This is a genomic window from Nocardioides exalbidus (assembly GCF_900105585.1).
GTDB classification, from domain to species: Bacteria; Actinomycetota; Actinomycetes; order Propionibacteriales; family Nocardioidaceae; genus Nocardioides; species Nocardioides exalbidus.
Genome location: NZ_FNRT01000002.1, coordinates 1012957 through 1036840, shown reverse-complemented (window position 1 = coordinate 1036840; position 23884 = coordinate 1012957). Strand labels below are relative to the sequence as shown.

Sequence of the window (23884 nt, the reverse complement as noted above, 5' to 3'; positions counted from 1 at the left end):
GATGATGGCGAGACCCTGTTGTCGCTGGAGAGGTCCTCATGGACACCGAGAAGCGCCCGGTCCTGACCGGGCTCATCGCCCTGGTCGGCGTCGCCGTCGTCCTGGGCCTCATCGTGGGCGGGGCCGTGATGATCGGGGTCAAGGCCACCGGCATCGGGGGCTCGTCCTCCGCGAGCGGCAGCAGCGACAGCCCGTCGACGTTCGAGCTGCCGAAGCCCACCGACACGAGCACCGAGACGCCGCCGGAGGCGACCGAGCCCAGCCCGGGTGCACCGTCGACCACCGAGGCCCCCGACACCGGCATCGCGCTGTCCGCGGCGCAGCAGTCGGTGAGCCCGATGCAGCAGATCGACCTCACCGGCACCTACGCCGGTGGTGAGGGCGCGATCCTCCAGGTGCAGCGGTTCGAGAACGAGCAGTGGACCGACTTCCCGGTGACCATGTCGGTCAGCGGCGGCACGTTCGCGACCTACGTCCAGACGAGCCGCACCGGGCCGAACAAGTTCCGGGTCGTTGACACCGACTCCGATGCGGTCTCCAACGAGGTCACCGTCACCGTCGGCTAGACGCCGCTCATCTCCGCCGCGCGCGCCACGTCGACGCGTCGGGTCCAGTAGCCGACCCAGCCGGTGCCGGCGAGGATCAGCGCGCCGAGCACGAGGCACGCCGTCGCCAGCGGAGCGACGGCGGCGACCGCACTGACCAGGAGCGGGCCGCCGGAGTTGCCGATGTCGCCGCACAGCCGCCAGGCGCCGAGGAACTGCGGCCTCCCGTCGAGGGGCGCGGAGTCCGCGCCGAGCGTCATCACGATGCCCGAGCCGAGGCCGTTGCCGCACGCGATCATCGCCATCACCAGCGAGACCGTGACGACGTTGGTCGCGAGCGGCAGCAGCAGGCAGGCGAGCGCCATCGACAGCACGACCGGCACCGCGACGTACATCCGTCCCCGCACGTCCATCAGCCACCCGCCCGGCCACATGAAGGCGACGTCGATCGCTGCCGCGCCCGCGAAGATCAGCGACGTCGTCGACGCCGACAGCCCGAGGTGGTCGGCCCACAGCGGCAGCAGGCTCAGCCGCAGCGACCGGCTCATGCCGAGGATGACGACCGCGGAGCCGACGGTCGCGAGCACGCGCCGGTGGGAGCGGATCACGGTCCACACGCCGAGGTGGCCGCTGGCCTTCGCGACGGCCCGCTTCTCCTCGCCGAGGTCGGGCATGGTGCCGGCCAGCAGCGATGCGGTCACCGACATCACGGCGCCGAGCCAGAAGACGCTGGTGATGCTCGTGACGTGGATCAGGCCCGCGCCGATCAGCGGCCCGACCAGCACCCCGACGCGGTAGGAACCACCCAGGAGCGACATCGCCCGCGCGCGGTGGGTCTCGGGGACGACGTCGATCATGAAGCCCTGCCGCGCGATGAGGAACAGCGTCCAGCACACCCCGCTCAGGAGCACACCGGCCGCGAGCCCGAGGACGGAGTCGGTGAGGGCCGCGAAGGCCATCGCGCACGCGTCGACGAAGCCCGCCGCCACGAGCGCCCGCCGCTCCCCGATGCGCGCGATGAGGGCGCCCGACGGCAGGCTCGCGAGCAGCTGCCCCACGCCGACCAGGGCGACGATCGCAGCCGCGACGCTGATGTCCGCACCGAGGTCGCGCGCCCGCAGGGCGAGCACCGGCATGATCGCGCCGTGCCCGATCGCCGAGACGACGGAGGGGCCGTACGCCACCAGCGCGATGTCGCGGAACCTGAAGTCCGCCGCGCTGCCCGAGGTCACTGCCGCATCCTCTCAGCCGATCCGACGAGCGGTGAGTGAGCCACATTCCATCGTGGCGAGAGGTGGCTCACTCACCGCCACCGGGCCGACGCGCGCACGACGCACCGGGGGGCGGTGCGTGACCCACATTCCGCACGCCGGGAATGTGGGTCACTCACCGCTCAGGACGAGATCAGCGCTCAGGCGAGATCACCGCTCAGGCGAGATCAGCGCTCAGGACGAGATCAGAAGGTGTCCGGGTTCGGGCCCATCCGGCCGGCCTCGCCGCGGTCGAGCTCGTCGAGCGCGGACATGTGGGTCGGCTCGAGCTCGAAGTCGAAGATCTCGAAGTTCTGCTTCATCCGGTCGGCGTTCATCGACTTCGGGAAGATGATGTCGCCGCGCTGGACGTGCCAGCGGAGCGCGACCTGGGCCGGCGTACGCCCGACGAGGGAGGCGATCTCCCCGATGGTGTCGTCGTCCATGACCTTGCCCTGCGCGATCGGCGACCACGCCTCGGTCAGCACCCCGTGCTTGGCGTTGGCGGACCGGACGTCCTCGTTGGCGAAGAACGGGTGCACCTCGACCTGGTTGACGACGGGGACGACGCCGGTCTCGGAGACGATGCGCTCGAGGTGGGCGGGCTGGAAGTTCGAGACGCCGATGCTGCGGGTCTTGCCGGCCTCCTGCGCCTCGATCAGCGCGCGCCAGGTCTGCACGAAGTCGCCGCCGTACTTGTTGGGCAGCGGCCAGTGGATGAGGAAGAGGTCGACCTGGTCGAGGCCGAGCTTGTCGAGCGAGGCGTCGATCTCGCGGCGCGCGTCGTCGGGGAGGTGGAAGGAGTTGTTGAGCTTGGTGGTGACGTAGAGCTCGTCACGCGCGATGCCGGAGGCCTTGATCGCCTCGCCGACGCCGGCCTCGTTGCCGTACATCTGGGCGGTGTCGATGTGGCGGTAGCCCGCCTCAAGTGCCGTGGCCACGGTGGCGGCGGTGTCCTCCGGCGGGACCTGGAAGACGCCGAAGCCGAGCTGGGGGATGGTCGTGCCGTCGTGGAGTGCGATGTCGGGAACAGTCATACAGGTTCCTACGCAGGCAACCCGCGAGGTATTCCGGGCACCGGGGGCGTCCTAGTCTCTTGGGGTGACTTCCGAGACCGAGACCCCGCTCGTCCCCCTCGCGCTCCCCGGAGGCGGTGACTGGCTGACCTGGGTCGGCGAGCGCTGCGAGGGCTCCCTCGACGAGGCGAGGCGCGAGGTCGAGGCGGTGAAGACCGGTGCGGCCGACGAGGTGCTCGCCGCCTGGAACCGCGCCGAGACCGCGATCGCCAACGCCGACGCCGTCGCGCTCTGGGCCGAGGTACACCCGGACGCCGCGGTCCGCGACCGCGCCGACGAGCTGAGCCAGGAGGTGCAGAAGTACGTCACCGAGCTGGGGCAGGACCTGGAGCTGTACGCCGTCTTCGCGGGGCTGTCCGACCGGCTCGACCCGGCGGCCCTCGACGCAGGCGCGACCCGGGTCCTCGAGCACACGCTGCGCGACTTCCGCCGTGCCGGTGTCGACCGCGACGAGGCCACGCGCGACCGGCTGAAGGAGCTCAGCGAGCAGGGCGTGAGGCTCTCGCAGGACTTCGGCCGCAACATCCGCGACGACGTCCGCTCGATCAAGGTCGCGCCCGAGCGCCTGGCGGGGCTGCCCGACGACTACCGCGCCGGCCACGAGCCCGGCGACGACGGGCTCGTCACGATCACCACCGACTACCCCGACCTCGTGCCGTTCATGACCTTCGGCGCCGACGGCGAGGCCCGTCACGAGCTCGCGCTCGCGCAGAACAACGTCGCCTGGCCCGCCAACGACGAGGTGCTGCAGGGCATCTTCGCGATCCGCCGCGAGACCGCCGAGCTCCTCGGCTACGACTCGTGGCCCGACTACGACACCGAGGTCAAGATGATCGGCAGCGGTCAGGCCGTCGCCGACTTCATCGACCGGATCAGCACCGCCGCCAACGAGCGCGCCGCCAGCGAGCTCGGCGTGCTGCTCGAGCGCAAGCGGGTCGACGTGCCCGGCACCGACGTCGTGGCCACCTACGACTCGCGCTACTACTCCGAGCTCGTCCGCCGCGAGCAGTACGACGTCGACGGCCAGGTCGTGCGGACCTATTTTCCCTTCGAGCAGGTCCGGCAGGGCCTCCTCGACGTCACCGGCCGGCTGTTCGGCCTCGAGTGGACGCCGGTCGACCGCGCGGAGGCCGGCACCTGGCACGACGAGGTCGCGAGCTACGACGTCGGCCTCGACGGGGTGCGGATCGGCCGCATCCACCTCGACCTCCACCCGCGTGAGGGCAAGTTCAAGCACGCGGCGCAGTTCGACATGGTCAAGGGCATCGCCGGCGTGCAGCTGCCCGAGGGCGTGCTGGTCTGCAACTTCAACCGCGGCCTGATGGAGCACGACGAGGTCGTCACGCTGTTCCACGAGTTCGGCCACCTCGTGCACCACGTGCTCGGCGGCCAGGGCCGGTGGACCCGCTTCTCCGGCGTCGCCACCGAGTGGGACTTCGTCGAGGCGCCGAGCCAGATGCTCGAGGAGTGGGCCTGGGACGCGGACGTCCTCGCGACCTTCGCGCGCAACGCCGCCGGCGAGACCATCCCGGCCGAGCTGGTCGCCGCGATGCGCCGCGCCGACCACTTCGGCAAGGGCGTCTACGCCGCCCAGCAGATGGCCTACGCCGCGCGGTCCTACTACTTCCACGCCGGCCCGCACGACGACCTCACGGCGTACGGCGACGAGCTCCAGCGCCGCTACTCGGTCTTCCCGCCGCTCGAGGGCGGGCACATGCACTGCGCCTTCGGCCACCTCGACGGCTACTCCTCGGGCTACTACACCTACATGTGGTCGCTCGTGATCGCGAAGGACCTCTTCTCCGCCTTCGACGACGACGACCTCTTCGCGCCCGACGTGGCCCACGCCTACCGCGACAAGGTCCTCGCCCAGGGCGGCCGCGCCGACGCCGCCGACCTCGTCGCCGACTTCCTCGGCCGCCCCTACTCCTTCGACGCCTGGACCGCCTGGCTCGAGGAGTAGGTGGTCGAGTGCCGAGCGAGGAACGAGCGAGGCGTATCGAGACCCCTCGCTCCTCCGGGTTGAGATACACCGACTCGCTGGCGCTCGCCGGCTACCCGAGCACCTGAACCCTGGGCGGTCGAGTGCCCGTTCGTGACCTGTCCACAGATCCGGTGCCCCCACTGTCGCTGACGGCAGCTGGCCGTGAGGCTCGATCGATGATCGCCTACGTCTACATGCTCCGGTGCTCGGACGGCTCGCTGTACGTCGGGAGCACGCGCCTCCTGCAGGAACGCGTGCACCAGCACCAGATGGGAATGGGAGCCAACTACACGCGCTCGCGTCTCCCGGTCGAGCTCGTCTGGCACGAGGAGCACGAGAACCCCTCGCACGCCTTCGCTCGTGAGAAGCAGGTCCAGAACTGGAGCCGGGCAAAGAGGCTGGCGCTCATCGCGGGTGACTACGAAGGCCTACCGGCTCTGGCGAAGAAGGACTTCTCCCGACCGGGTACGGCGGACGGGTCGGGTCCCGGTGACCTGACTCCCTAGGTGGTCGAGTGCCGAGCGAGGGGTCTCGATACGCCGACTCGCTGGCGCTCGCTGGCTACTCGACCACCTGTGCATGAGGTCGGACCTACGAGGTCGTGACCGCGGTGTCGTCGAGGACGAAGCTCGTCTGGAGGGACGAGTCCTCGGTCGCGAGGAACTTCACGGTGATCGTCTTGCCGCGGTAGGCGAGCAGGCTGTGGGTCGTCTGCGCCCAGGTGGCGGTGGCGCCGGCGTTGCTCACCGTCCGCAGCGTGGTCGTCGTACCCCCGCTGACGACCTGCACCTTCAGCGTGTCGTAGGCGGTCGAGCCGGTCTCGGCGGTGTCGGTGCGCAGCCAGTACGACAGCGACGCGGCGGTCGCGGAGGCCGGGATCGTCACCTGCTGCTGCACCGACTCGGTGGCCGTGCGCCCGTTGCCGCCGAGCCACGCCTTCCACGAGCCGGCGTGGGCCGGGCGGCCGGTGTTGCTCGTGATCGCGCCGGAGGTGCCGGTCCACGAGGCGGCGCCGGACTCGAAGCCCGGGTTGGCGAGCAGGTTGGTGCCGGTCGGCGGGACGCTGGTGCCACCGAGGTCCTTGTCGGCGTAGAGCCAGACCATGTGGCCGATCATGTCGAGGTTGCGGTCGAGCGCGGTGCTGTTGATGTTGGCCATCGTGTCGCAGGAGCGGTGGTAGCAGGGGTCGAACGCCCGCCCGGACGTGCCGCCCCACTTCTGCGCCTGCGCGCTGGTCTTGATGTCCTCGCCACCGGCGTACATCCCGGTCGTGGCGATGCCGTAGCTGCGGAACGACGCGTGGTCCGAGCGGCCCTGCACGTCGATGTACTCCCACGGGATGCCCTTCGACGTGTAGTACGCCGTCATCGCGTCGCGCGCCTCGTTGCCGACGGGGTTGTCGTCGTAGACGAAGTAGCCCGGGTTCGGCGAGCCGACCATGTCGTAGTTCTGGTAGAGGTCGATGCGGTCCTTGTCGGCCGTCGGCAGGGTGCGCATGTAGTAGTTGGAGCCGAGCAGGCCCTGCTCCTCAGCGCCCCACCACGCGAAGCGCAGGTGGTTCCTCGCGGTGTTGCCGCTGGCGGCCCACGCGAGCGCGGCCTCGAGGATCGCGGCCGAGCCGGTGCCGTTGTCGTTGATGCCCGGGCCTGCCGAGACGCTGTCGAGGTGCGCGCCGGTCATCACGACGTGCTCGGGGTCGCCGCCCGGCCAGTCGGCGATGACGTTGTAGGACGTCCCCGACGAGGTCGAGAACGACTGGAGCTGCGTGGTGAAGCCTGCCGCGTCGAGCCTGGCCCTGACCCAGTCGGCCGAGGCCTTGTAGCCCGGGCGGCCGGTCGCGCGGTTGCCGCCGTTGGCGGTCGCGATGTCCTGCAGCGCCTGCAGGCTGGCGGTCACGTTGGTGACGCTCAGATCCGGCGAGGGGGCCGCGGCGGCCGGCGAGGTGGTGCCGGCCAGTGCCACCCCGGTCAGGCTGGCGACGAGGGTGGCCGACGCGACGGCGGTGAGGGCGGTCGTACGGATGCTGCGCATGTCGTGGTCTCCCGAGAGTAGGAACGGCTGTGCTCGTGGACAGATGGATGACGGGGCGGGGCAGCACTGCTGCCCCGCCCCGTCAGAGGCGGTGAGACGTCAGGAGACGTTCAGCGCGGTGTCGTCGACCACGAAGCTGGTCTGCAGCGACGAGTCCTCGGTCATCGTGAAGCGGATGGTGACCGTCCTGCCCTTGTACGCCGCCAGGTTGGAGGAGTACTGCGTGTACGTCGCGTTGGTGCCGACGTTGGTGAAGGTGCGCAGCGTGGTCACGGTGGACCCGTCCACGACCTGCACCCGCATGGTGTCGTACGCCGTCGAGCCGGTCTCGGCGGTGTCGGTGCGGATCCAGTACGACAGGGTCGCCGCGGTGGCCGAGGCCGGGATGGCGACCGACTGGTTGACGGTCTCAGTGCTCGACGAGCCGTTGCCGCCGAGCCACAGCTTCCACGAGCCCGTGCGGGCCGCGCGGCCGGTGTTGTTGGTGATGGGGCCGGAGGTGCCGGTCCAGCTCGTCGCACCGGACTCGAAGCCCGGGTTCAGCAGCAGGTTGCCACCGGTCGGCGGCGTGGTGGGCGGCGTGGTCGGCGGCGTCGTGGTGGTGCCACCGCACGTCGGGTCGCCGGTCTGGGCCGGCACGTTGACGGCGTTCCAGGCAGCCTTGACCGCGTTGAACTGGGCGCAGGTGCTGTCGAGGTTCTTCGCAGCGGTGAGCGTCCAGGTGCGGTACTTGAGGTAGTTCGACGACGAGGTCTTCATCAGCATCCCGTTGTAGAGGACCTTGATCGCCGCCTGCTCGCCGATGCCGGTGACGGACTGGCCGTTGCACTTCGAGACGCCGCCGCGCGAGAGGAGGTAGAACCAGTGGTCGCCGGGACCGGCGGCCGCGTGCACCTCCGCGTTGGGGATCGAGCTGGAGTAGCAGGACGGGTCGCCCACGTTGGCCGGGTTGGAGCCGTCGCGGATCGGGCCCTGGCCGACGAGGTCGATCTCCTCGCCGATGGTGTGGTCGGGGGTGTCGTAGGGCGAGGGCTGGTTGTCGTAGTACTCCGTCGCCGTGGCGAACGCGTCACCGACGAACTCCTGCGTGCCGCCGCCGGAGATGCCGCCGGGGGTCTTGTCGTCGATGCCGTGGCCGAACTCGTGCGCCACGACGTCGATCGAGGAGATCCAGCGACCGCCGGTCTGGCTGTGGCCGATCTGGACCTGGGTGCCGTCGTAGTAGGCGTTCACGTCGTTGAGCCCGACGCGGATCGGCACCCAGCCGCCCGAGCCGTTCATGCCGTTGCGGCCGAGCCACGACGACAGCATCCCCTTGAGCTGCTGCGCGGCGTAGAGCGCGTCGACGCAGCCCGTCTCACGGTTGGTCGGGTCGCCGTTGCCCCACACGTCGTCGGTGCCGGTGAAGGTGGCGTTGCCGGAGGCGTTCTGGCACTTGAGCGTGGTGGCGGTCGGGTCGGTCATGCTGAAGCTGCTGCCCGAGCCGCTCGTCTGGATCGAGACCGGGTTGGGACCGGAGTACGCCGCCGTGCCGGTGCCGTGCGCGATCTGCTCGCGCGACTCGAGCACCGAGCCGTCGTTGGCGTCGACCCACACCTTCTGCCACGACACGTTGCCCGCGTCGACGCCGCGGACCTCGACCTCGTAGGCCAGCCTGGTGCCGGCGTCGCGGTGCCAGATGACCAGCTCCGGCGCCGAGGAGTCGCTGACCTGGTCGACCTGGCCCTGCGCGACCTGGGCGGCACGTGCGGCCTTGACGGTCGGCGTGGTGCTGCCGATCTCGACGGGCTGCTCCTGCGCGACCGACGAGCCGACGACCTGGCCGGCGGAGTTGGCGAGGACGACGAAGTCGCCGCCGACGACACGGAGGCCCTCGTGGGTGCGCTCGTAGGCCATCGAGTAGACGCCGGCGTCACCGTCGTACGTGCCTGTGCGGACGAACGAGTCCGCGGTCGCGCGCTCCAGCGCGTTTCCGTGGCCCTGGACCCAGGAAGCAGCAGCCTGCTGGGCCTCGAGGCGGGGGTTGCCCGCCGTGGGTGCGGCGTCGGCCGGGGTGGCGGTCGGTGCCAGGAACGACGCAGCGACCGCGGTCGCTGCGATACCGGCCAGTGCGGCCAGTCGAGTTGATTTCACTGGGGTGTTCCAATCGTGAGTTCGAGCCCGGGAGCCCGATGACGGATTGGGTGATGCGGACCAGTGCACAACTTCGCAATCGCTCATACTTTCGTCAATGAGCCTTGATCTGCATGATCCTGCAACGCGAGAAGATGCACATCCCGACCGCAAATCTTGCGGTGGGTCCGATAGTCGGACGCTCGCGCGATTCCGTTGCGCAGAGCGCGATCAGGGCAGCAGAACCGCCGGTCGCGCCGGGTCCACGGCAGCGATTCGCTCGGCCACGGCGTCGCCGAACTCGGCGTGCCCGTCCTCGGTGAGGTGCAGGTCGTCGTCGAGGTAGTCGAGGTCGAGGTCATCCGTGGGGATGTAGGGGACGCCGTACTCCGCGCAGAGGCGGGCCAGGACGGCGTCGACCCGGGGGATCGCGGCGGCCCGCGAGGGCGCGGCGGCCGGACCCACCACGACGACGTGCTCGGCGACCAGGTCGCCCATCAGGGAGCGGAACCCGCGCTCGATCGCCGCGTCGGTGCGGTCGAAGTCGTTGAGGCCGCCCTCGACGACCACGAGCCGGGGGCGGACGACGGCGACGGCGGCCGCCGCGCGGGCGTGGAAGGAGACGTGGCCGCACGAGCTCGCGCTGGCGCTGAAGCCCGAGCCGGAGAAGCCGGCGACGTGCACGCGGCCGGGGAGCCGGTCGGGCCACGAGACGCCCAGGTCCTCCTGGCCGAGGCCGACCGACCACGAGTCGCCGATCACCAGGACCTGCTCGCCCTCGCCGGTCACGATCGACGCGCGCTCGCGCGCGTCGACGCGGTGCTGCTGGCAGCGGGTCGCGCCGGCGCCTGCGCGATCGGCGACGTAGAACGCCAGCAGGGCGGCGACCAGCGTCACCACGACTGAGGCGCCGAACACCCGGCGCAGGTTCCCCCGATGGATCACACGGAAAGTGTGCGGTCTGCCGAGCCGTTTGTGCAGCGGAATGTCCCTGAGATTTCCCCTACATCCGGCAGCTTTATCGGCAGGCGCGGCCCGTCCCGGCCGATCTAGGCTGCGGCCCATGACGACCGACCCGCTCCTGACGGCGTACGACGACCAGCTCCGCACGGGGGCCGAGATGGCCAGGGCGACCTCGGTCGACCAGGACGGTCCGCTGTGGCGGGCGGTCTTCGACCACGGCGGCTTCGTGTCCTACCGCGACCTCGGCGGCGTCTCGGGCACCGCGCTCGACGCGCTCGTCGCACGCACCGTCGCGCACTACCGCGACGACACCGACGTCGAGTCCTTCGAGTGGAAGTCGCGCGGCCACGACCTCCCCGCCGACCTGGGTGATCGGCTCGTCGCCCACGGCCTCGTCGCCGAGCCGGTCGAGACGGTGATGATCGGGGAGGCGTCGCTGCTCGCGGTCGACGTGCCCCTCGCCGACACGCCCGACGGCCCCGTCGTCGTGCGCCGCGTCCTGCCCGGACCGACGGCGGCCGACGACCTGACGCGGATGCTCGCCGCGCAGGAGTCGGTCTTCGGCGGCGGCCGCGGGCCCTCGCTCGCCTCGTCGATGCGCGAGCTCGAGAAGGATGCGTCGGAGTTCTGGGTCGCCGAGGTCGGCGACACCGTCGTGTGCGGCGGCCGGCTGACGCCCGTCGAGGGCACCGAGTTCGCCGGCATCTGGGGCGGCTCGACCCTGCCGGACTTCCGCGGCCGCGGGATCTACCGCGCGCTGGTCTCCGCCCGCGCGAGGTCGGCCCTCGACCGGGGGATCCGCTACATCCACTCCGACTGCACCGACATGTCGCGCCCCATCCTCGAGCGCTCCGGCCTGCGCGCCGTCACCACCACGACGCCCTACGTCTGGACGCGCTGAGTCGGCGCGAGCTGTCGCGCCCGGCCGCTGAGTCGGCGCGAAGTTCCTGCCGACTCGGCGGTGGGGACGCTCAGCTCCTGCCGACTCAGAGCGGCGTGTAGTCGATCTCCAGGAAGTCGGCGACCTCGGGCACCCAGCGCTCGGCGACGAACGCGGTGTGCACCGGGTGCTCGTTGTAGCCGTCGTAGGCGGCCTGGTCGGCGAACTCCATCGAGAAGCCGAAGGTGAAGTCGTTCTTCGGGCTCGTCTGGCGCAGCTGCTCGTAGGTGGTCACGCCCGGGATGTCGCCCAGGGCGCGCGCGGCAGCGAGGAAGTCGGCCTCCTCCGCCGAGCCGGTGTCGTGGTGGAGACGGAAGGCGACGGTGTGCCGGATCATGCGCCCACCGTAGGTGTGACGCGGGGCACGCGGAACTGCCGTCCGGATCCGGGAACATCCGCCGCGCCCGTGCGTTGAACTGGATAACGAGAGTTGAGTCAGATCGACTCAAGTGTTTTGCCTCCTGATCCGCAGCGCGGCAGGATGGCGACAACCCCAAGCATCCGGAAGAACCAAGCAGGAGGTAGCACCATGGCTCGAGCGGTCGGCATCGACCTCGGCACGACGAACTCCGTCGTCGCCGTCCTCGAAGGTGGGGAGCCCACCGTCATCGCGAACGCCGAGGGCGCGCGGACCACCCCGTCCGTCGTGGCGTTCACCAAGTCCGGCGAGGTCCTCGTCGGCGAGGTCGCCAAGCGTCAGGCGGTCACCAACGTCGACCGCACCATCCGGTCCGTCAAGCGCCACATGGGCGAGGACTGGTCGGTGGACATCGATGACAAGAAGTTCACTCCGCAGCAGATCAGCGCGTTCGTGCTGCAGAAGCTCAAGCGCGACGCGGAGGCCTACCTCGGCGAGACCGTGACCGACGCGGTCATCACCGTGCCGGCGTACTTCTCCGACGCGCAGCGCCAGGCGACCAAGGAGGCCGGCGAGATCGCGGGCCTCAACGTCAGCCGCATCGTCAACGAGCCCACCGCGGCCGCGCTGGCCTACGGCCTCGACAAGGGCGAGGACCAGACGATCCTCGTCTTCGACCTCGGTGGCGGCACGTTCGACGTGTCCCTGCTCGAGATCGGCGAGGGCGTCGTCGAGGTCAAGGCGACCTCCGGTGACAACCACCTCGGTGGCGACGATTGGGACAACCGCGTCGTCGAGTGGATGGTCAAGAAGTTCAAGGACAGCAACGGCGTCGACCTCGCGGCCGACAAGATCGCCAAGCAGCGCCTCCAGGAGGCCGCGGAGAAGGCGAAGATCGAGCTCTCCTCGTCCAGCGAGACCACGGTCCACCTGCCCTACATCACCCACGGCGAGTCCGGCCCGCTCCACTTCGAGGAGAAGCTGACCCGCAGCGAGTTCCAGAAGCTCACCGCCGACCTGCTCGAGCGCACCAAGGCGCCGTTCCAGTCGGTGCTCAAGGACGGCGGCGTCGCGGTCTCCAACATCGACCACGTGGTCCTCGTCGGCGGCTCGACCCGCATGCCGGCCGTCACCGAGGTCGTCACCGAGCTCCTCGGCGGCAAGCAGCCCAACAAGGGCGTCAACCCCGACGAGGTCGTCGCCGTCGGCGCCGCCCTCCAGGCCGGTGTCCTCAAGGGCGAGGTCAAGGACGTGCTGCTCCTCGACGTCACCCCGCTCTCCCTCGGCATCGAGACCAAGGGCGGCGTGATGACCACGCTCATCGAGCGCAACACCACCATCCCCACCAAGCGGTCGGAGATCTTCACCACCGCTGACGACAACCAGCCGTCGGTGGAGATCAAGGTCGCGCAGGGCGAGCGCCAGATGTGGAGCCAGAACCAGCCCCTCGGCAACTTCGAGCTGACCGGCCTCCCTCCGGCTCCGCGCGGCGTGCCGAAGATCGAGGTCACCTTCGACATCGACGCCAACGGCATCGTGCACGTCTCGGCCAAGGACCAGGCGTCCGGCCGCGAGCAGTCGATGACGATCTCCGGCGGTTCGGCGCTCGGCAAGGACGAGATCGACCGCATGGTCAAGGAGGCGGAGCAGTACGCCGAGGAGGACGCGAAGCGCCGCGAGGCCGTCGAGGCCCGCAACCAGGGCGACCAGCTCGTCTACACGACCGAGAAGTTCCTCACCGACAACGGCGACAAGCTCCCCGACGACGTGAAGACCGAGGTCCAGGCCGACGTCGACGCGCTCAAGGAGACCCTCGCCAAGGAGGACGCCACCTCCGAGGAGATCACCGCCGGCGTCACCAAGCTCAACGAGTCCAGCCAGAAGATGGGCGCCGCGATGTACGCCGCCGCGGAGGCCGACCAGGCCGCCGCGGGTGGTGCCACCGGAGCGACGGGCGAGGCCGACGACGACGTCGTCGACGCCGAGATCGTCGACGAGCCCGTCGAGGGCGAGACCTCGTCCGACTCGGAGGGTGAGAACAAGTGACCACCCCCGGCAGCGGATCCTTCGGGGACGCGGCCGGCGAGATGGCCGACGAGACCGAGGTCGAGGTGCCCGTGGAGGGCGCCTCGGCCTCGGCCGGCCAGCCGGACGCGGCGTCCGACACCACGACCGACCCCGGCGCCGACCGCGACATCAGCGGCGTCGACAACTGGCTCGAGGAGGGCGGACCACTGGAGCCCGAGGACGTCATCGACGCGGAGGCCGGCGAGACCGACCTCCCGCCCTCGGCCGACGTACAGCTCGCGGAGCGGACCGCCGACCTGCAGCGCCTGCAGGCGGAGTACGCCAACTACCGCAAGCGCGTCGACCGCGACCGCCAACTGACCACCGAGAACGCCACGTTCCGCGTCCTCGCGCCCATCATCGAGGTGCTCGACACCATCGACCGGGCGCGCGAGCACGAGGAGATCGCGGGCGGCTTCAAGGCCGTCGCCGACCAGCTCACCGGCGTCGTGACCAACCTCGGGCTGACCCGCTTCGGCGAGCCCGGCGACCCGTTCGACCCCAACCTCCACGAGGCGCTCAGCCACCTGGGCACCGACCCGGAGGTCGAGGTGGTGACGTGCAAGCACATCGCGAAGGCCGGCTACAAGATCGGTGACCGGGTGGTGCGCGCCGCACAGGTCCTGGTGGTCGACCCCGTCGAGGCCTGAGCCGCCGTGGTGCGCCACGACAACACCACCGAGAGGAGGCACGCCCATGGCTGACGAGGGCTTCCGCAACGACTGGGCGACCAAGGACTTCTACCAGGTCCTCGGCGTCGCCAAGGACGCGAGCGCGGCCGACATCAAGAAGGCCTACCGCAAGCTCGCGCGCGAGAACCACCCCGACTCCAACCCCGGCGACGACGCCAAGCACGAGAAGTTCAAGTCCGTCGCCGAGGCCTATGACGTCATCGGCGACGAGGCCAAGCGGGGCAAGTACGACGAGTTCCGCGCGCTGCAGTCGCGTGGCGGGTTCGGCCCCGGCATGGGTGGTGGCGGTGGCGGCTTCAACGGTGGCGGCTTCAACCTCGACGACCTGCTGCGCGAGCGCGCCGGCGCCGGCGGCGGGCTGGGCGACATGTTCGGCGACCTCTTCGGCGGCGGCCAGCGCACCCGCCAGCAGCAGGCCGCCCGGCCGCGTCGCGGCGCCGACATGGAGAGCCACGCGACGATCGCGTTCACCGACGCGCTCGACGGCGTGACGCTGTCCCTGCGGCTGCCGACCGACACCGCGTGCGAGACGTGCCAGGGCACGGGCGGCAAGCCCGGCACCCGGCCGCACATCTGCCCGCAGTGCGAGGGCGCCGGCTTCGTCACCTCCGGCGCCGGCGGCGCGTTCGCGATGCAGGAGACCTGCCCCGCGTGCGGCGGACGCCAGCTCGTGTACGACGAGGCCTGCCCGACCTGCCACGGCTCCGGCCGCGGCACGTCCGCGCGCGCCATCCAGGCCCGCATCCCCGCCGGGGTCAAGGACGGCGCGAAGATCCGCCTCAAGGGCAAGGGCGCCCCGGGCGAGCACGGCGGGCCCGCCGGCGACCTGTTCGTGAAGGTCACCGTGAGCCCGCACCGCGTGTTCGGGCGCAAGGACGACAACCTGACCATCGACGTACCCGTCTCCTTCGACGAGGCAGCGCTCGGTGCCGAGGTGAGGATCCCGACGCTCGGCGGCTCGCCGGTCACGCTCAAGCTGCCCGCGGGCACCCCCAACGGCCGCACCTTCCGGGTGCGCGGCAAGGGCGCGACCAAGCGCGACGGCTCCAAGGGCGACCTGCTCGCCACCGTCGAGGTCCAGGTCCCGGCCACCCTCGACCCCACCGCGCGCGAGGCCCTCGAGGCCTACCGCACGGCGACGGCCGGCAAGCCGCTGCGCGAAGGGCTGTTCTCCTCATGAACTCACCCCACGACGTTCTTCGCCTCCCCCGCTTCGCTCCTCTGTCGAACAACGCCGCGGGGACCCCGAGATGAGCACTCCCTTCGGCACGCCGTCCCCCGACGCCGCCGTCTACGTCATCAGCGTGGCGGCGGAGCTGACCGGGCTGCACCCCCAGACCCTGCGCGCCTACGAGCGCATGGGCCTGATCCAGCCCGGCCGCACCGGGGGCGGCGGCCGTCGCTACTCCCACCGCGACCTCGAGCGGCTCCGCGAGATCGCCGACCTCACCAGCGCCGGCGTCGGGGTCGAGGGCGTCCGCCGCATCATGGACCTGGAGCTCCAGGTCGACGCCCTCCGCGCCCGCAACGAGGAGCTCCTCGCAGAGCTCGACGCCGTACGCCGTGCGGTCGCCGCGCGCGCCACCACGTCCGCGTCGGCCAACAAGCTGCCCGTCCTTCACACCTCGGCCGGCCAGTCGGTCGTCGTCTGGCGCCGGCCGGGATGACCCGTTCTGCTCAGCCCGAGAGGGTGGGCTCGAGCCACAGGACTGCCACAACCGTCCACGGCGCGTCCACGGCGGCTCCATTCGCCTGAGGTGTCCCGCCGGCGCAGGTTCTGATTCGCCCATGACCTCCCGGATCTCCGTCGGCGCGACCGCGCGACGCGGGCTGCGCACACTCACCGCGCTCGCCCTTCCTGCGACCACCCTGGCCCTCGTGGGCCTCGGTGCTCCCGCCGCGTTCGCGGCCAATCCCGCGACGGACTGCGTCCTCGCGGGGGACCACTTCAACTGCACCCTGCCCTACGCCTTCACCGGCGCCGAGCAGACCCTCGTCGTCCCCCATGGCGTGCACAGCGTCGACGTGACGGCGGTCGGCGCCAACGCCTCGACGTACCAGGGCAACGCAGTCGACGCCACGCCCGGCCGTGGCGCCGTCGTCACCGCCAACGTCTCGGTCACTCCTGGCTCGACCTACTACGTCCGCGTCGGTGGCCCGGCCAACATCTCGACCGGTGGCTGGAACGGCGGAGGCAGGAGCCTCGGCAGCGGCGGCGGCGGCGGCGCGACCGACCTCCGCTCCCTCCCGGGGACCGACGCAGCCACGTTGTCCTCCAGGATCCTCGTGGCCGGCGGCGGAGGAGGCGCCGACATCAACGGCGCCAACGGCGGCGACGCCGGCCTCGTGGGCAACGACGGCACTCGCAGCCCCGCGACGAGCAACACACCCGGCAAGGGCGCGACGCAGGTCGCCGGCGGTGCGGCAGGCGCGGGCGGCAGCGGAGCCACCGCTGGCCAGCTCGGCGTCGGCGGCACGGGCGCATCGCCCTACGGCGGCGGCGGCGGCGGTGGCCTGTACGGCGGTGGCGGTGGCGGTGGCGGCGTCTTTGCCGGCGGCACCGGCGGTGGCGGCGGGTCGTCCCTCGTCCCGAGCGGCGGCACCGTCGCGGTCAACACCGCTGCGCTCGCCCCGCAGATGAAGATCACCTACAGCTCCCCGATCACCGACGCCGACCTGGCCGTGGGCGCGCCCTCGGTCGCTGCCGGAGTGGCGAACCCGGTGACGATGACCGTCACCGACGGCTCGGCCTCGGCGACCGTGACGCCTCAGGCGCTCACGATCGCGCCGACGGGCGGCACCACCGGAGCTGCGTGCACGGCGACGGCTTGCTCGGCGACTGAGATCGGCACCTACACCGTGACCGGCACCTATGGCACCTTCGTCCAGAAAGCGACGTTCAAGGTCGTCGCGGGTGCCGCGGCCTCGATCGACCTCACCCCGGCCACCGGCACGGCGGCAGCGGGCGAGCAGGTCGACTACACAGTCACCGGCACCGACACCTACGGCAACGCCCTCGGTGACCTCACCGGCCAGTCGCTCGTGACCTGGACCGGACCGGGCGGCACCAACGTCGCCTGCCCGAGCGGCGTCTGCAAGATCGACGCGGTCGGTGACTACACCATCAACGCCAGCACCCCCGGTGCCGGTGGCGCAGCCGTGACCGACTCGGCGACGCTCACCGTCACGGCCGCCGACGTCGCGACCCTCAAGCTGTCCCCGGCCAACGCGGTCGTGGCGGCCGGGCAGTCGCGCAGCTACACCGTGACCGGCAAGGACGCCTTCGGCAACGACCTCGGCGACCTCACCTCGTCCGCGGCGATCTCCTTCGCGCCCTACGACGGTGGCGCCTCGACCTCGTGCGTCACGGCCAGCTGCACCCCGGCGACCGCCGGCGTCTACCAGGTGACGGCCACCGTCGGCGGCGCCTCCGCCACGGCCACCCTCGTGGTGGAGGCAGTCGCGACCGAGGTGACGGTGACCCCGGTCTCCGGCATCGTCTTCGGCGCTGACGTGCCGGTCTCGGCGACCGTCTCCAGCGTCGCCGGGACGCCCACCGGCACCGTGCAGTTCTCCCTCGACGGCACCACCGTCGGCGTGCCGGTCACCGTGGGCTCCGACGGCGTGGCCGCGCTGCCCGACGTGAGCGGCCTCCACGCCGGCCTGCACACCCTCGGCGCGGCGTACATCTCTGCGGACGGTTCCTTCGCCCGCGGCAACGACGAGTCGTCGTTCGTCGTCGCGAAGGCGCCGACCACCACGACGGTCACCGCGGCCACCGGCAAGCTCACCGCGACCGTCACCGGTGCGGGCGAGCCGACCGGCGACGTGACCTTCTACGTCGACGGGGTGGACGTGGGCTCCGCCCCGCTCGCCGACGGCACGGCGACCCTGGAGGGCACGTCCAACGACGGCGGTTCGGTCGTCGGCGCCTCCTACGCCGGCGACGCCGACCACGAGGCCTCCTCGGCGTCCTCCTCGCGCAAGGCCCCCGTGGTCACGCCGAAGGCGGACGGCCAGGGTCACAGCGGCTGGTTCAACGGCCCGGTCACCGTGTCCTTCGTCTGCGGCTCCGACGTGACCTCCTGCCCGGCCCCCGTGGTCCTGGCCAAGGAGGGTGCCGGCCAGTACGTCACCCGCACCGTCACCGGCACCGACGGCGGTGTCACCACCGTCACCGCCGGCCCCTACAACCTCGACCTGACGGCCCCCACCGCGTCGGTGTCGCGGGTGGGTGACGGCAAGACCTACAAGGGCCGTGCCCGCATCGGTCAGTGCGAGGGCGGCGACGCCCTGTCGGGCCTCGCGTCCTGCACGGTCGTCACGACCGGCGGTCCGTTCGGTGCGATGACCTCGACGGCCACCACGACCGACGTCGCGGGCAACGTCACCACCTCGACCGCGTCCTACCGGGTGCTCGGCACCTGGCTGGCGCGCTCGAAGCAGGTCGGCTCGGCCTGGACGCTGGGCAAGGGCTCGCGTCGCGTGCTCCACGTGATGTCGACCAAGGCGCCGAAGCTCTCGGGCTCGGACGCGGTCACCGCGAGCAGCTTCCGGATGGTCGGTCGCACCGGCGCCATCACCGGGTGGGTGGCCTTCCTGACCGCGCCCGACTCGCTCAAGGCCGGGCGCACCGTGTCCCTGAAGCTCACGAGCTCGCAGGGCGCGCAGACGGTGCGGCTCAGCATCACCCGGTGACACCACGGGATCCCGGGACGGACGGCGCGGCCGGCTCGTCCCGGGATCCTGTGCGTCCGACCCCGGCCAGTCCGGCTCGGCCCCTGAGCGCTGTCGTCCTGTCCGGTTAGGGTGCCGAGGGTGCGGCAGCGCTTCTTCGAGACGGCTCACCGGTGCGCGTCACCGGTCAGCTTCTCCGGGGCTACCCCGGGGACCACCGGAACGTTCGGGCACTGCACCGCGCGCGACGCGCTGTGCTTCGCTGCAGGAGGTCGCGCGCACGACGGGACAGGTCGGGCTGCGCTGCCGCACGCCAGCCGGCCGGCCGGATGAGGCCGGAGCTCGCCCGGGCGCTCGCGGCAGGCTTCGTGGCCGGGGAGTGGACCCGGCCCGGGCTGGAGGCCAGCGGAGCGGTCGTGCTCGGCCGACGCCCACGGTGGCTCGCGCCGCTGGTGCGGCAGGTGCTCGAGCTCTATCCGCGTGCTCCGGTCGACCGGCCGCGCGAGCTGGCCACCAACATCGCCTCACGGCCGGCGGCCGCCAAGGCCCTGCGCGCCCGCGCGGTCGTGCTGCCGATCGCCGAGACCCGCATGCTGGCCAACCGCTGGCGCCTCCCGGTCCTCGACGACCTCGGCGACCTGGCAGCGTTCCTCGGCACCAGCCCCGCGGAGCTCGACTGGTTCGCCGACCCGCGCCGCCTGGCCAGGCTCACGAAGCAGGCGCCGCTCCAGCACTACCGCGTCAGCCACCTGGTCGCCGCCAGCGGTGGCATCCGCGTGCTCGAGGCACCCAAGCCCCGGCTGAAGGCGATCCAGCGCCGACTGCTCCACGAGGTCGCGTCCCTGGTCCCGCCGCACGACGCCGCCCGCGGCTTCCGTCCCGGCGGCTCGGTGAGGTCCTACGCTGCCCCCCACGCCGGCCGGAGCGTGGTCCTGCACCTCGACCTCGAGGCCTTCTTCGCCAGCGTCACGGTGTCCCGGGTCTACGGGATCTGGCGCTCCGCCGGCTACCCCGAGCCGGTGGCCCACGCCCTCGCCGGGCTGGTGACCGCCGTCCTGCCGCTTGCGGCCTGGCGGGCGATCCCGGCGCCGGCGGACGACGGCCTCCTCGACGCCCACTGGCGCCTCGGCCGCCGGCTCGCCGCACCGCATCTACCGCAGGGCGCGCCCACGTCGCCGGCGATGGCCAACCTCGCCGCGTTCGGCCTCGACGTCCGCCTCACCGCGCTCGCGCGGTCGTGGGGCGGGCGCTACACGAGGTACGCCGACGACCTCGCGTTCTCCGGCGAGCGCGGCTGGGGCACCGGCACCTCGCGGCTGATCGACGCCGTCGAGCGCATCGTGGTCGACGAGGGCTTCCGGCTCAATCCCCGCAAGACCGGTGTGATGCCGCGCGCCGGCCGCCAGGCACTGGCCGGCCTCGTCGTCAACGAGCGGCCCCGCGTCTCGCGACGCGACGTCGACCTCCTCAGGGCGATCCTGCACAACTGCCTCGTCCACGGACCGAGCAGCCAGAACCGCGACGACCTGCCTGCCTTCGAGGAGCACCTGCGCGGCCGCATCGCGTGGGTCGCCCAGCACGACACGCTGCGTGGCGCGCGGCTGCTGGCCGTGCACCGCGAGATCGACTGGAGCCGCTAGCCGAGGCGATCGTCGGTGGCACCGCATAGGGTCACGGGGTGATCAGCCGATGAGCAAGATGGACAACCTCCGCGCGATGCGGGAGGCGAAGTATGCCGAGCAGCAGAAGCGCGCGGCCGCGGCCCCGAGCCGGCCGAAGGCGCAGGCGCCCGTGGCGCCGCCCGCACCCAAGAAGGTCGAGGAGCGGGCAGTCGAGGCGACGGCCGACACCGACGACCTCTGCGGCCACCGCAACATCTCCGGTCGCACCTGCACGCGCGAGAAGGGCCACGCGGCCAAGAGCCACCGCTACTCCTGAGGTCCGTCAGGCCGGGAGACCGAGAGCCGATTCCGGCACTCCGGTGGGGTGGGGTGCGTCCTCGCCGCGGAGCTCGGCGACCTGGGCCACCAGCACGGCCATCACGTCGTCGGCGAGGCGTCGGACGGTGGCGTCGTCGAGCGGCTCGACCGGCGATCCGGGCAGGCCGGCGAGGCGTCGTACGTCGATGGGCTCGCCGACCGCGACGGCCACCCGGGGTCGCAGGACCGTGTTGCGCAGCAGCCGGGCCAGGATGCCGCGCCGGCCGACGACCCGCTCGGCGCCGACGAGCGCGACCGGGACGATCGGGGCTCCGGTGCGGAGCGCGAGGCGGACGGCGCCCGTCTTGCTGCGCTCGGGCCAGTGCGCCTCGTCGCGGGTGATCCGTCCCTCGGGGAAGAGGCCGACGGCCTCGCCGGCCTCGAGCGCCGTGGCGGCCGCGTCGAGCGAGCCGGCGGCGGACGACGTACCGCGCAGCACGGGGATGAAGCCCAGCCGCCGGACGATCGGGCCGACGAGGCCGGAGCGGAAGACGCCGCCGGTGGCCATCAGGCGGAGCGAGCGGCCGAGGCGACGGCCGACGAGGGCGAGCAGGATGCCGTCGGCGAAGCTCGTGTGGTTGGCGACGACGATGACGGGGCCGGCGGGGAGCTCGGCGTCCGGGACCGAGCGACGGGTCAGCTCGAGACGGCTGACGGCAGAGACGACGGCGCCGAGGAGACCGGCGGCGAAGGCGTAGAGGAGAGCGGCGCGGAGGCCGGGGCGCTGCCAGGTGCTGGGTTCCATGGCACGGAGTCTGGTCGCCCGGCGCCCCGGAGGGCACGGGTACGACTACTCAGGTCCAGTGACCCGGCCGGTCCATCCCGTCGGGGAGCACGGTCGCGGCGTCCCCGCGCGTGCCGTTGACCTGGGGCTGGGTGAGGAACAGGGCAGCCGACAGGTCGGTGCCGCGGACGTCGGCGTCGCGGAGGTCGACGCCCAGCAGGTCGGTGTCGTCGAGGGCGAGGCCGCGCAGGTCGGCCCGGATGAGGACCGCGCCGCGCAGGGTCGCCCTCCGGAGATCGCGTCCACGCAGGTCCTGCCCGGCCAGGTCGTCGTAGGACAGGTCAACGCCGGCGCCGGCGCTGTCACCGCGCACCCGCGCGCTCGCCTCGCGCAGCACGCCGCCGACGCGAGCGTGGAGGTCGTCGACGTCGGCCGTCAGCAGGGTGACCGGGTCGGCGTGGTCGAGGGCGACGATCTCGTCGACCAGCCCGTCGGGCACGACGTCCGGTGCGCGCCGGGTGGCGGTCCGCAGGTGCAGCAGCATCTCGTGCAGCCCCCGGACCACCGAGAGCACGGCCGCCATCTCGCCGAGGTCGGACTGGTCGCGCCAGGAGGCGCCGGCATAGGTCACCCGGGTGACGTGCTGGCCCGCCCCGAAGCACTCGAAGCGGGTGCACCCGACCCAGCCGTCCCGGCGCAGGGTGTCGTGGATGCCGCACGAGTCGTCGCCGGCGAGGTTGGCGCACGGCGTGCCCCCGGACTTGGAGACCTTGAACCCGTCGTCCTTCGAGAACGGCAGCAGGACGCAGCACAGGCCGCTGCACTGCGAGCAGTCCGACGACAGGACGGGGAGGACGGGCAGGCTCACCCGACCATCGTGTCAGCCGGCCCCACGGCGGACCGGCCGGCGTCAGCAGGTCGGGGTGGAGGAGCCCGGCGTGAGGCGGGCGCCGCCGCGCGTCGGGGAGCCCTTGCCGAGCGGCCACGCACGCACCCAGTCGGCGAGGGTCCGCGTGGTCCGCATCGGGACGTCCCCGCTGGCCTGCATCGAGATCCGCACGGTCAGCGGCTGCCCGGAGATGGCCGCGGTGTCGGTCACGCGGCCGACGACCCGGCCGTCGACGAACCACGTGATCTTCTTCTTCGTCACCTCGACGGCGTACGCGTGGAAGGTCTGGCCCGACACGACCTCGGGGAGGTTGCGCTGCCACGCCGTGGCGCCGGAGCGCGCGCCGATGCTGATGCCCGGCGTGCTCGGGCGCGCCTCGAACATCGTGATGGCCCGCGCGTCGCAGCCGCGGGCGGCGTCGGACTCGGGGAGCAGCTCGACCTTCACGGTGTAGTCGGTCGCTCCGCCGGCGTAGACGAGCGGGTTGAGCCGGGTCTCCCAGCGGCCGTAGGGCGTCGCGTTGCCCTGCAGCGTCGCGGCGAGCGAGCCCGTGGACCCGGCACGCCCGGCTCCTTCGCTGTTGCTGCTGAGCTGCAGCCCGCCGTTGCGCATGAAGACCCGACCCGTGCCGCTGCTCGCGTCGAGCCACGTGCCGCGGCGGCGGGTGCCGAGCGGCGCGCCGTCGGTGAGCGACTCGCCGTACTCCCAGTCGAAGTCGTAGCGGCTGAGGCCCCAGCGCCGGCCGACCCCGGCCGTGGCCTGGTGCGGCGCCGGAGCCTGCCTCACCTGCGCCGTGACCGGCTTCGCGACCGGCTTCTCGGCGGGCGTCGGCAGGAGGGTGCGGCGGGTGCCGGCGCGCGCCACGTCGACGTACAACGGATAGCTCGGGAACCAGCCCACGTGCCCGATGCCCTGGTCCCAGTCCTCCTGGCGCACGCGGTAGACCGCCTGGCCCTCGACGGACGGCACGACGCTGAAGCTGCCGCGGCCGTCCGTGCCGACCGTCGACGTGGCGACCGTCGTCCAGCCCGCGCCGGTGCGGGCCTGCAGGGTCAGCGCCCGGCCGGCGAAGAGGGGCATCGCGGTCGTGTCGGCGACGAGGGTGAGCGGCTCGCCCGCGACCGCGGTGCGGCCGTCGGTGGCGAGCGCGATCTCCTGCTGCACGGCGGCGGACGTCCACGAGGGAGTACGCCGTCCGCCGGCGGCGACGCGGTAGAGGATGTGCGTCGCGTGGGCGCGGAGCCGGAGGGTGAAGTCGCCCGACCGGTTCGTGCGGACCTCCGTGCCGGGGACAGCGCGCCACTGGTCGCCCGGACGGTCGAGGTGGGTCTCGAGGTGGACCCGGCGGCGACCCGGCGCGCCGATGTTGCCGCGCAGGGTGATCTGCTGGCCGGCGGTGAAGGCGCCGTTGCCGGGCGTGACCTTCAGGTACGCCGCGCGCTGCCGCTCGGGTGCGGGTGCGGCGTGGGTCGGGGTGACGAGGGCGAGGGTGCTGCTGAGCAGCAGCGCGAGCAGCGCGCTGAGGGGTCGGATGACGGCCTCCCGGGTCGGGGTCACCCCGACCCTAGGCACACCTCAGCGCTCCTGTCGCCGAGTT

At 72.0% G+C, this 23884-nt stretch carries 20 protein-coding genes; 11 read left to right on the top strand and 9 right to left on the bottom strand.

Annotated features, from left to right (window positions below):
- The first annotated feature begins 38 nt into the window (after positions 1–38).
- Entirely contained in the window at positions 39–566 is a 528-nt protein-coding gene (locus BLV76_RS05340; RefSeq protein ID WP_090968201.1) for a hypothetical protein, read from the top strand.
- Here the strand turns inward: BLV76_RS05340 and BLV76_RS05335 are convergent.
- Positions 563–1777, bottom strand: coding sequence for an MFS transporter (locus BLV76_RS05335; protein WP_245734550.1), 1215 nt, complete (start codon positions 1775–1777; stop codon positions 563–565). The genes BLV76_RS05340 and BLV76_RS05335 overlap by 4 nt on opposite strands.
- A gap of 224 nt (positions 1778–2001) precedes the next feature.
- A complete protein-coding gene (locus tag BLV76_RS05330; RefSeq protein ID WP_090968200.1) occupies positions 2002–2832 on the bottom strand; it encodes an aldo/keto reductase in 831 nt (276 codons plus the stop codon).
- Between the two features lie 64 nt (positions 2833–2896).
- On the opposite strand from BLV76_RS05330, the gene BLV76_RS05325 reads away from it, so the two are divergent.
- Together BLV76_RS05325 and BLV76_RS05320 are read left to right on the top strand one after the other, a co-directional pair.
- On the top strand, positions 2897–4834 hold the full coding sequence (locus BLV76_RS05325; protein WP_090968199.1) for a M3 family metallopeptidase: 1938 nt from the start codon (positions 2897–2899) through the stop codon (positions 4832–4834).
- A 197-nt stretch (positions 4835–5031) separates the two neighbouring features.
- Positions 5032–5361: a GIY-YIG nuclease family protein gene (locus BLV76_RS05320; RefSeq protein WP_090968198.1), complete on the top strand. Its 330-nt coding sequence runs from the start codon at positions 5032–5034 to the stop codon at positions 5359–5361.
- A gap of 85 nt (positions 5362–5446) precedes the next feature.
- Here BLV76_RS05320 and BLV76_RS05315 read toward each other — a convergent pair whose 3' ends face one another.
- The 3 genes from BLV76_RS05315 to BLV76_RS05305 all read right to left on the bottom strand — a co-directional run bounded on the left by BLV76_RS05315 (position 5447) and on the right by BLV76_RS05305 (position 9943).
- Positions 5447–6886: a M28 family metallopeptidase gene (locus BLV76_RS05315; RefSeq protein WP_090968197.1), complete on the bottom strand. Its 1440-nt coding sequence runs from the start codon at positions 6884–6886 to the stop codon at positions 5447–5449.
- Between the two features lie 99 nt (positions 6887–6985).
- Positions 6986–9019 carry a M4 family metallopeptidase gene (locus BLV76_RS05310; protein WP_090968196.1) on the bottom strand — a complete coding sequence of 678 codons (2034 nt, stop codon included), beginning with the start codon at positions 9017–9019 and terminating at the stop codon, positions 6986–6988.
- Between the two features lie 210 nt (positions 9020–9229).
- Positions 9230–9943, bottom strand: coding sequence for a GDSL-type esterase/lipase family protein (locus BLV76_RS05305; RefSeq protein ID WP_139306490.1), 714 nt, complete (start codon positions 9941–9943; stop codon positions 9230–9232).
- 118 nt (positions 9944–10061) lie between these two features.
- Here BLV76_RS05305 and BLV76_RS05300 point away from each other — a divergent pair, with 118 nt between their 5' ends.
- Positions 10062–10862, top strand: coding sequence for a GNAT family N-acetyltransferase (locus tag BLV76_RS05300; RefSeq protein ID WP_090968194.1), 801 nt, complete (start codon positions 10062–10064; stop codon positions 10860–10862).
- An 85-nt stretch (positions 10863–10947) separates the two neighbouring features.
- Here BLV76_RS05300 and BLV76_RS05295 read toward each other — a convergent pair whose 3' ends face one another.
- Positions 10948–11238, bottom strand: coding sequence for a Dabb family protein (locus BLV76_RS05295; RefSeq protein ID WP_090968193.1), 291 nt, complete (start codon positions 11236–11238; stop codon positions 10948–10950).
- 192 nt (positions 11239–11430) lie between these two features.
- Here BLV76_RS05295 and dnaK point away from each other — a divergent pair, with 192 nt between their 5' ends.
- The 7 genes from dnaK (at position 11431) to BLV76_RS05260 (ending at position 20633) form a co-directional block, all read left to right on the top strand.
- A complete protein-coding gene (gene dnaK, locus BLV76_RS05290) occupies positions 11431–13305 on the top strand; it encodes a molecular chaperone DnaK (RefSeq protein ID WP_090968192.1) in 1875 nt (624 codons plus the stop codon).
- A complete protein-coding gene (gene grpE / locus BLV76_RS05285) occupies positions 13302–13976 on the top strand; it encodes a nucleotide exchange factor GrpE (protein WP_245734549.1) in 675 nt (224 codons plus the stop codon). Before dnaK ends, grpE begins: the two co-directional genes overlap by 4 nt.
- A gap of 46 nt (positions 13977–14022) precedes the next feature.
- The gene (gene dnaJ, locus BLV76_RS05280; protein ID WP_090968191.1) at positions 14023–15198 is read left to right on the top strand and encodes a molecular chaperone DnaJ; all 1176 of its coding nucleotides are present in this window, start codon (positions 14023–14025) and stop codon (positions 15196–15198) included.
- Between the two features lie 70 nt (positions 15199–15268).
- Positions 15269–15685, top strand: a complete 417-nt coding sequence (locus BLV76_RS05275) for a heat shock protein transcriptional repressor HspR (protein WP_090968190.1) — start codon at positions 15269–15271, stop codon at positions 15683–15685.
- A 121-nt stretch (positions 15686–15806) separates the two neighbouring features.
- Positions 15807–18716, top strand: coding sequence for an Ig-like domain repeat protein (locus BLV76_RS05270; RefSeq protein WP_090968189.1), 2910 nt, complete (start codon positions 15807–15809; stop codon positions 18714–18716).
- Positions 18717–19024: 308 nt separating this feature from the next.
- Complete coding sequence (locus BLV76_RS05265; protein ID WP_090968188.1) at positions 19025–20335, top strand: reverse transcriptase family protein; 1311 nt, start codon at positions 19025–19027, stop codon at positions 20333–20335.
- A gap of 49 nt (positions 20336–20384) precedes the next feature.
- The gene (locus tag BLV76_RS05260; protein WP_090968187.1) at positions 20385–20633 is read left to right on the top strand and encodes a hypothetical protein; all 249 of its coding nucleotides are present in this window, start codon (positions 20385–20387) and stop codon (positions 20631–20633) included.
- 6 nt (positions 20634–20639) lie between these two features.
- Here BLV76_RS05260 and BLV76_RS05255 read toward each other — a convergent pair whose 3' ends face one another.
- Genes BLV76_RS05255 through BLV76_RS05245 form a run of 3 tightly spaced genes read right to left on the bottom strand, consistent with a single transcriptional unit; the run spans position 20640 to position 23844 of the window.
- Complete coding sequence (locus BLV76_RS05255) at positions 20640–21419, bottom strand: lysophospholipid acyltransferase family protein (protein WP_090968186.1); 780 nt, start codon at positions 21417–21419, stop codon at positions 20640–20642.
- Positions 21420–21468: 49 nt separating this feature from the next.
- The gene (locus tag BLV76_RS05250) at positions 21469–22266 is read right to left on the bottom strand and encodes a pentapeptide repeat-containing protein (RefSeq protein ID WP_090968185.1); all 798 of its coding nucleotides are present in this window, start codon (positions 22264–22266) and stop codon (positions 21469–21471) included.
- Between the two features lie 42 nt (positions 22267–22308).
- A complete protein-coding gene (locus BLV76_RS05245) occupies positions 22309–23844 on the bottom strand; it encodes a family 16 glycosylhydrolase (RefSeq protein WP_090968184.1) in 1536 nt (511 codons plus the stop codon).
- Positions 23845–23884: the final 40 nt, after the last annotated feature.

Bases quoted from the DNA above. Each gene is read 5' to 3' on its own strand.
- BLV76_RS05340 (WP_090968201.1), top strand. From the start codon at position 39: ATGGACACCGAGAAGCGCCCGGTCCTGACCGGGCTCATCGCCCTGGTC.
- BLV76_RS05330 (WP_090968200.1), bottom strand. From the start codon at position 2,832: ATGACTGTTCCCGACATCGCACTCCACGACGGCACGACCATCCCCCAG.
- BLV76_RS05320 (WP_090968198.1), top strand. From the start codon at position 5,032: ATGATCGCCTACGTCTACATGCTCCGGTGCTCGGACGGCTCGCTGTAC.
- BLV76_RS05315 (WP_090968197.1), bottom strand. From the start codon at position 6,886: ATGCGCAGCATCCGTACGACCGCCCTCACCGCCGTCGCGTCGGCCACC.
- BLV76_RS05300 (WP_090968194.1), top strand. From the start codon at position 10,062: ATGACGACCGACCCGCTCCTGACGGCGTACGACGACCAGCTCCGCACG.
- BLV76_RS05295 (WP_090968193.1), bottom strand. From the start codon at position 11,238: ATGATCCGGCACACCGTCGCCTTCCGTCTCCACCACGACACCGGCTCG.
- dnaK (WP_090968192.1), top strand. From the start codon at position 11,431: ATGGCTCGAGCGGTCGGCATCGACCTCGGCACGACGAACTCCGTCGTC.
- dnaJ (WP_090968191.1), top strand. From the start codon at position 14,023: ATGGCTGACGAGGGCTTCCGCAACGACTGGGCGACCAAGGACTTCTAC.
- BLV76_RS05275 (WP_090968190.1), top strand. From the start codon at position 15,269: ATGAGCACTCCCTTCGGCACGCCGTCCCCCGACGCCGCCGTCTACGTC.
- BLV76_RS05270 (WP_090968189.1), top strand. From the start codon at position 15,807: ATGACCTCCCGGATCTCCGTCGGCGCGACCGCGCGACGCGGGCTGCGC.
- BLV76_RS05265 (WP_090968188.1), top strand. From the start codon at position 19,025: ATGAGGCCGGAGCTCGCCCGGGCGCTCGCGGCAGGCTTCGTGGCCGGG.
- BLV76_RS05260 (WP_090968187.1), top strand. From the start codon at position 20,385: ATGAGCAAGATGGACAACCTCCGCGCGATGCGGGAGGCGAAGTATGCC.
- BLV76_RS05255 (WP_090968186.1), bottom strand. From the start codon at position 21,419: ATGGAACCCAGCACCTGGCAGCGCCCCGGCCTCCGCGCCGCTCTCCTC.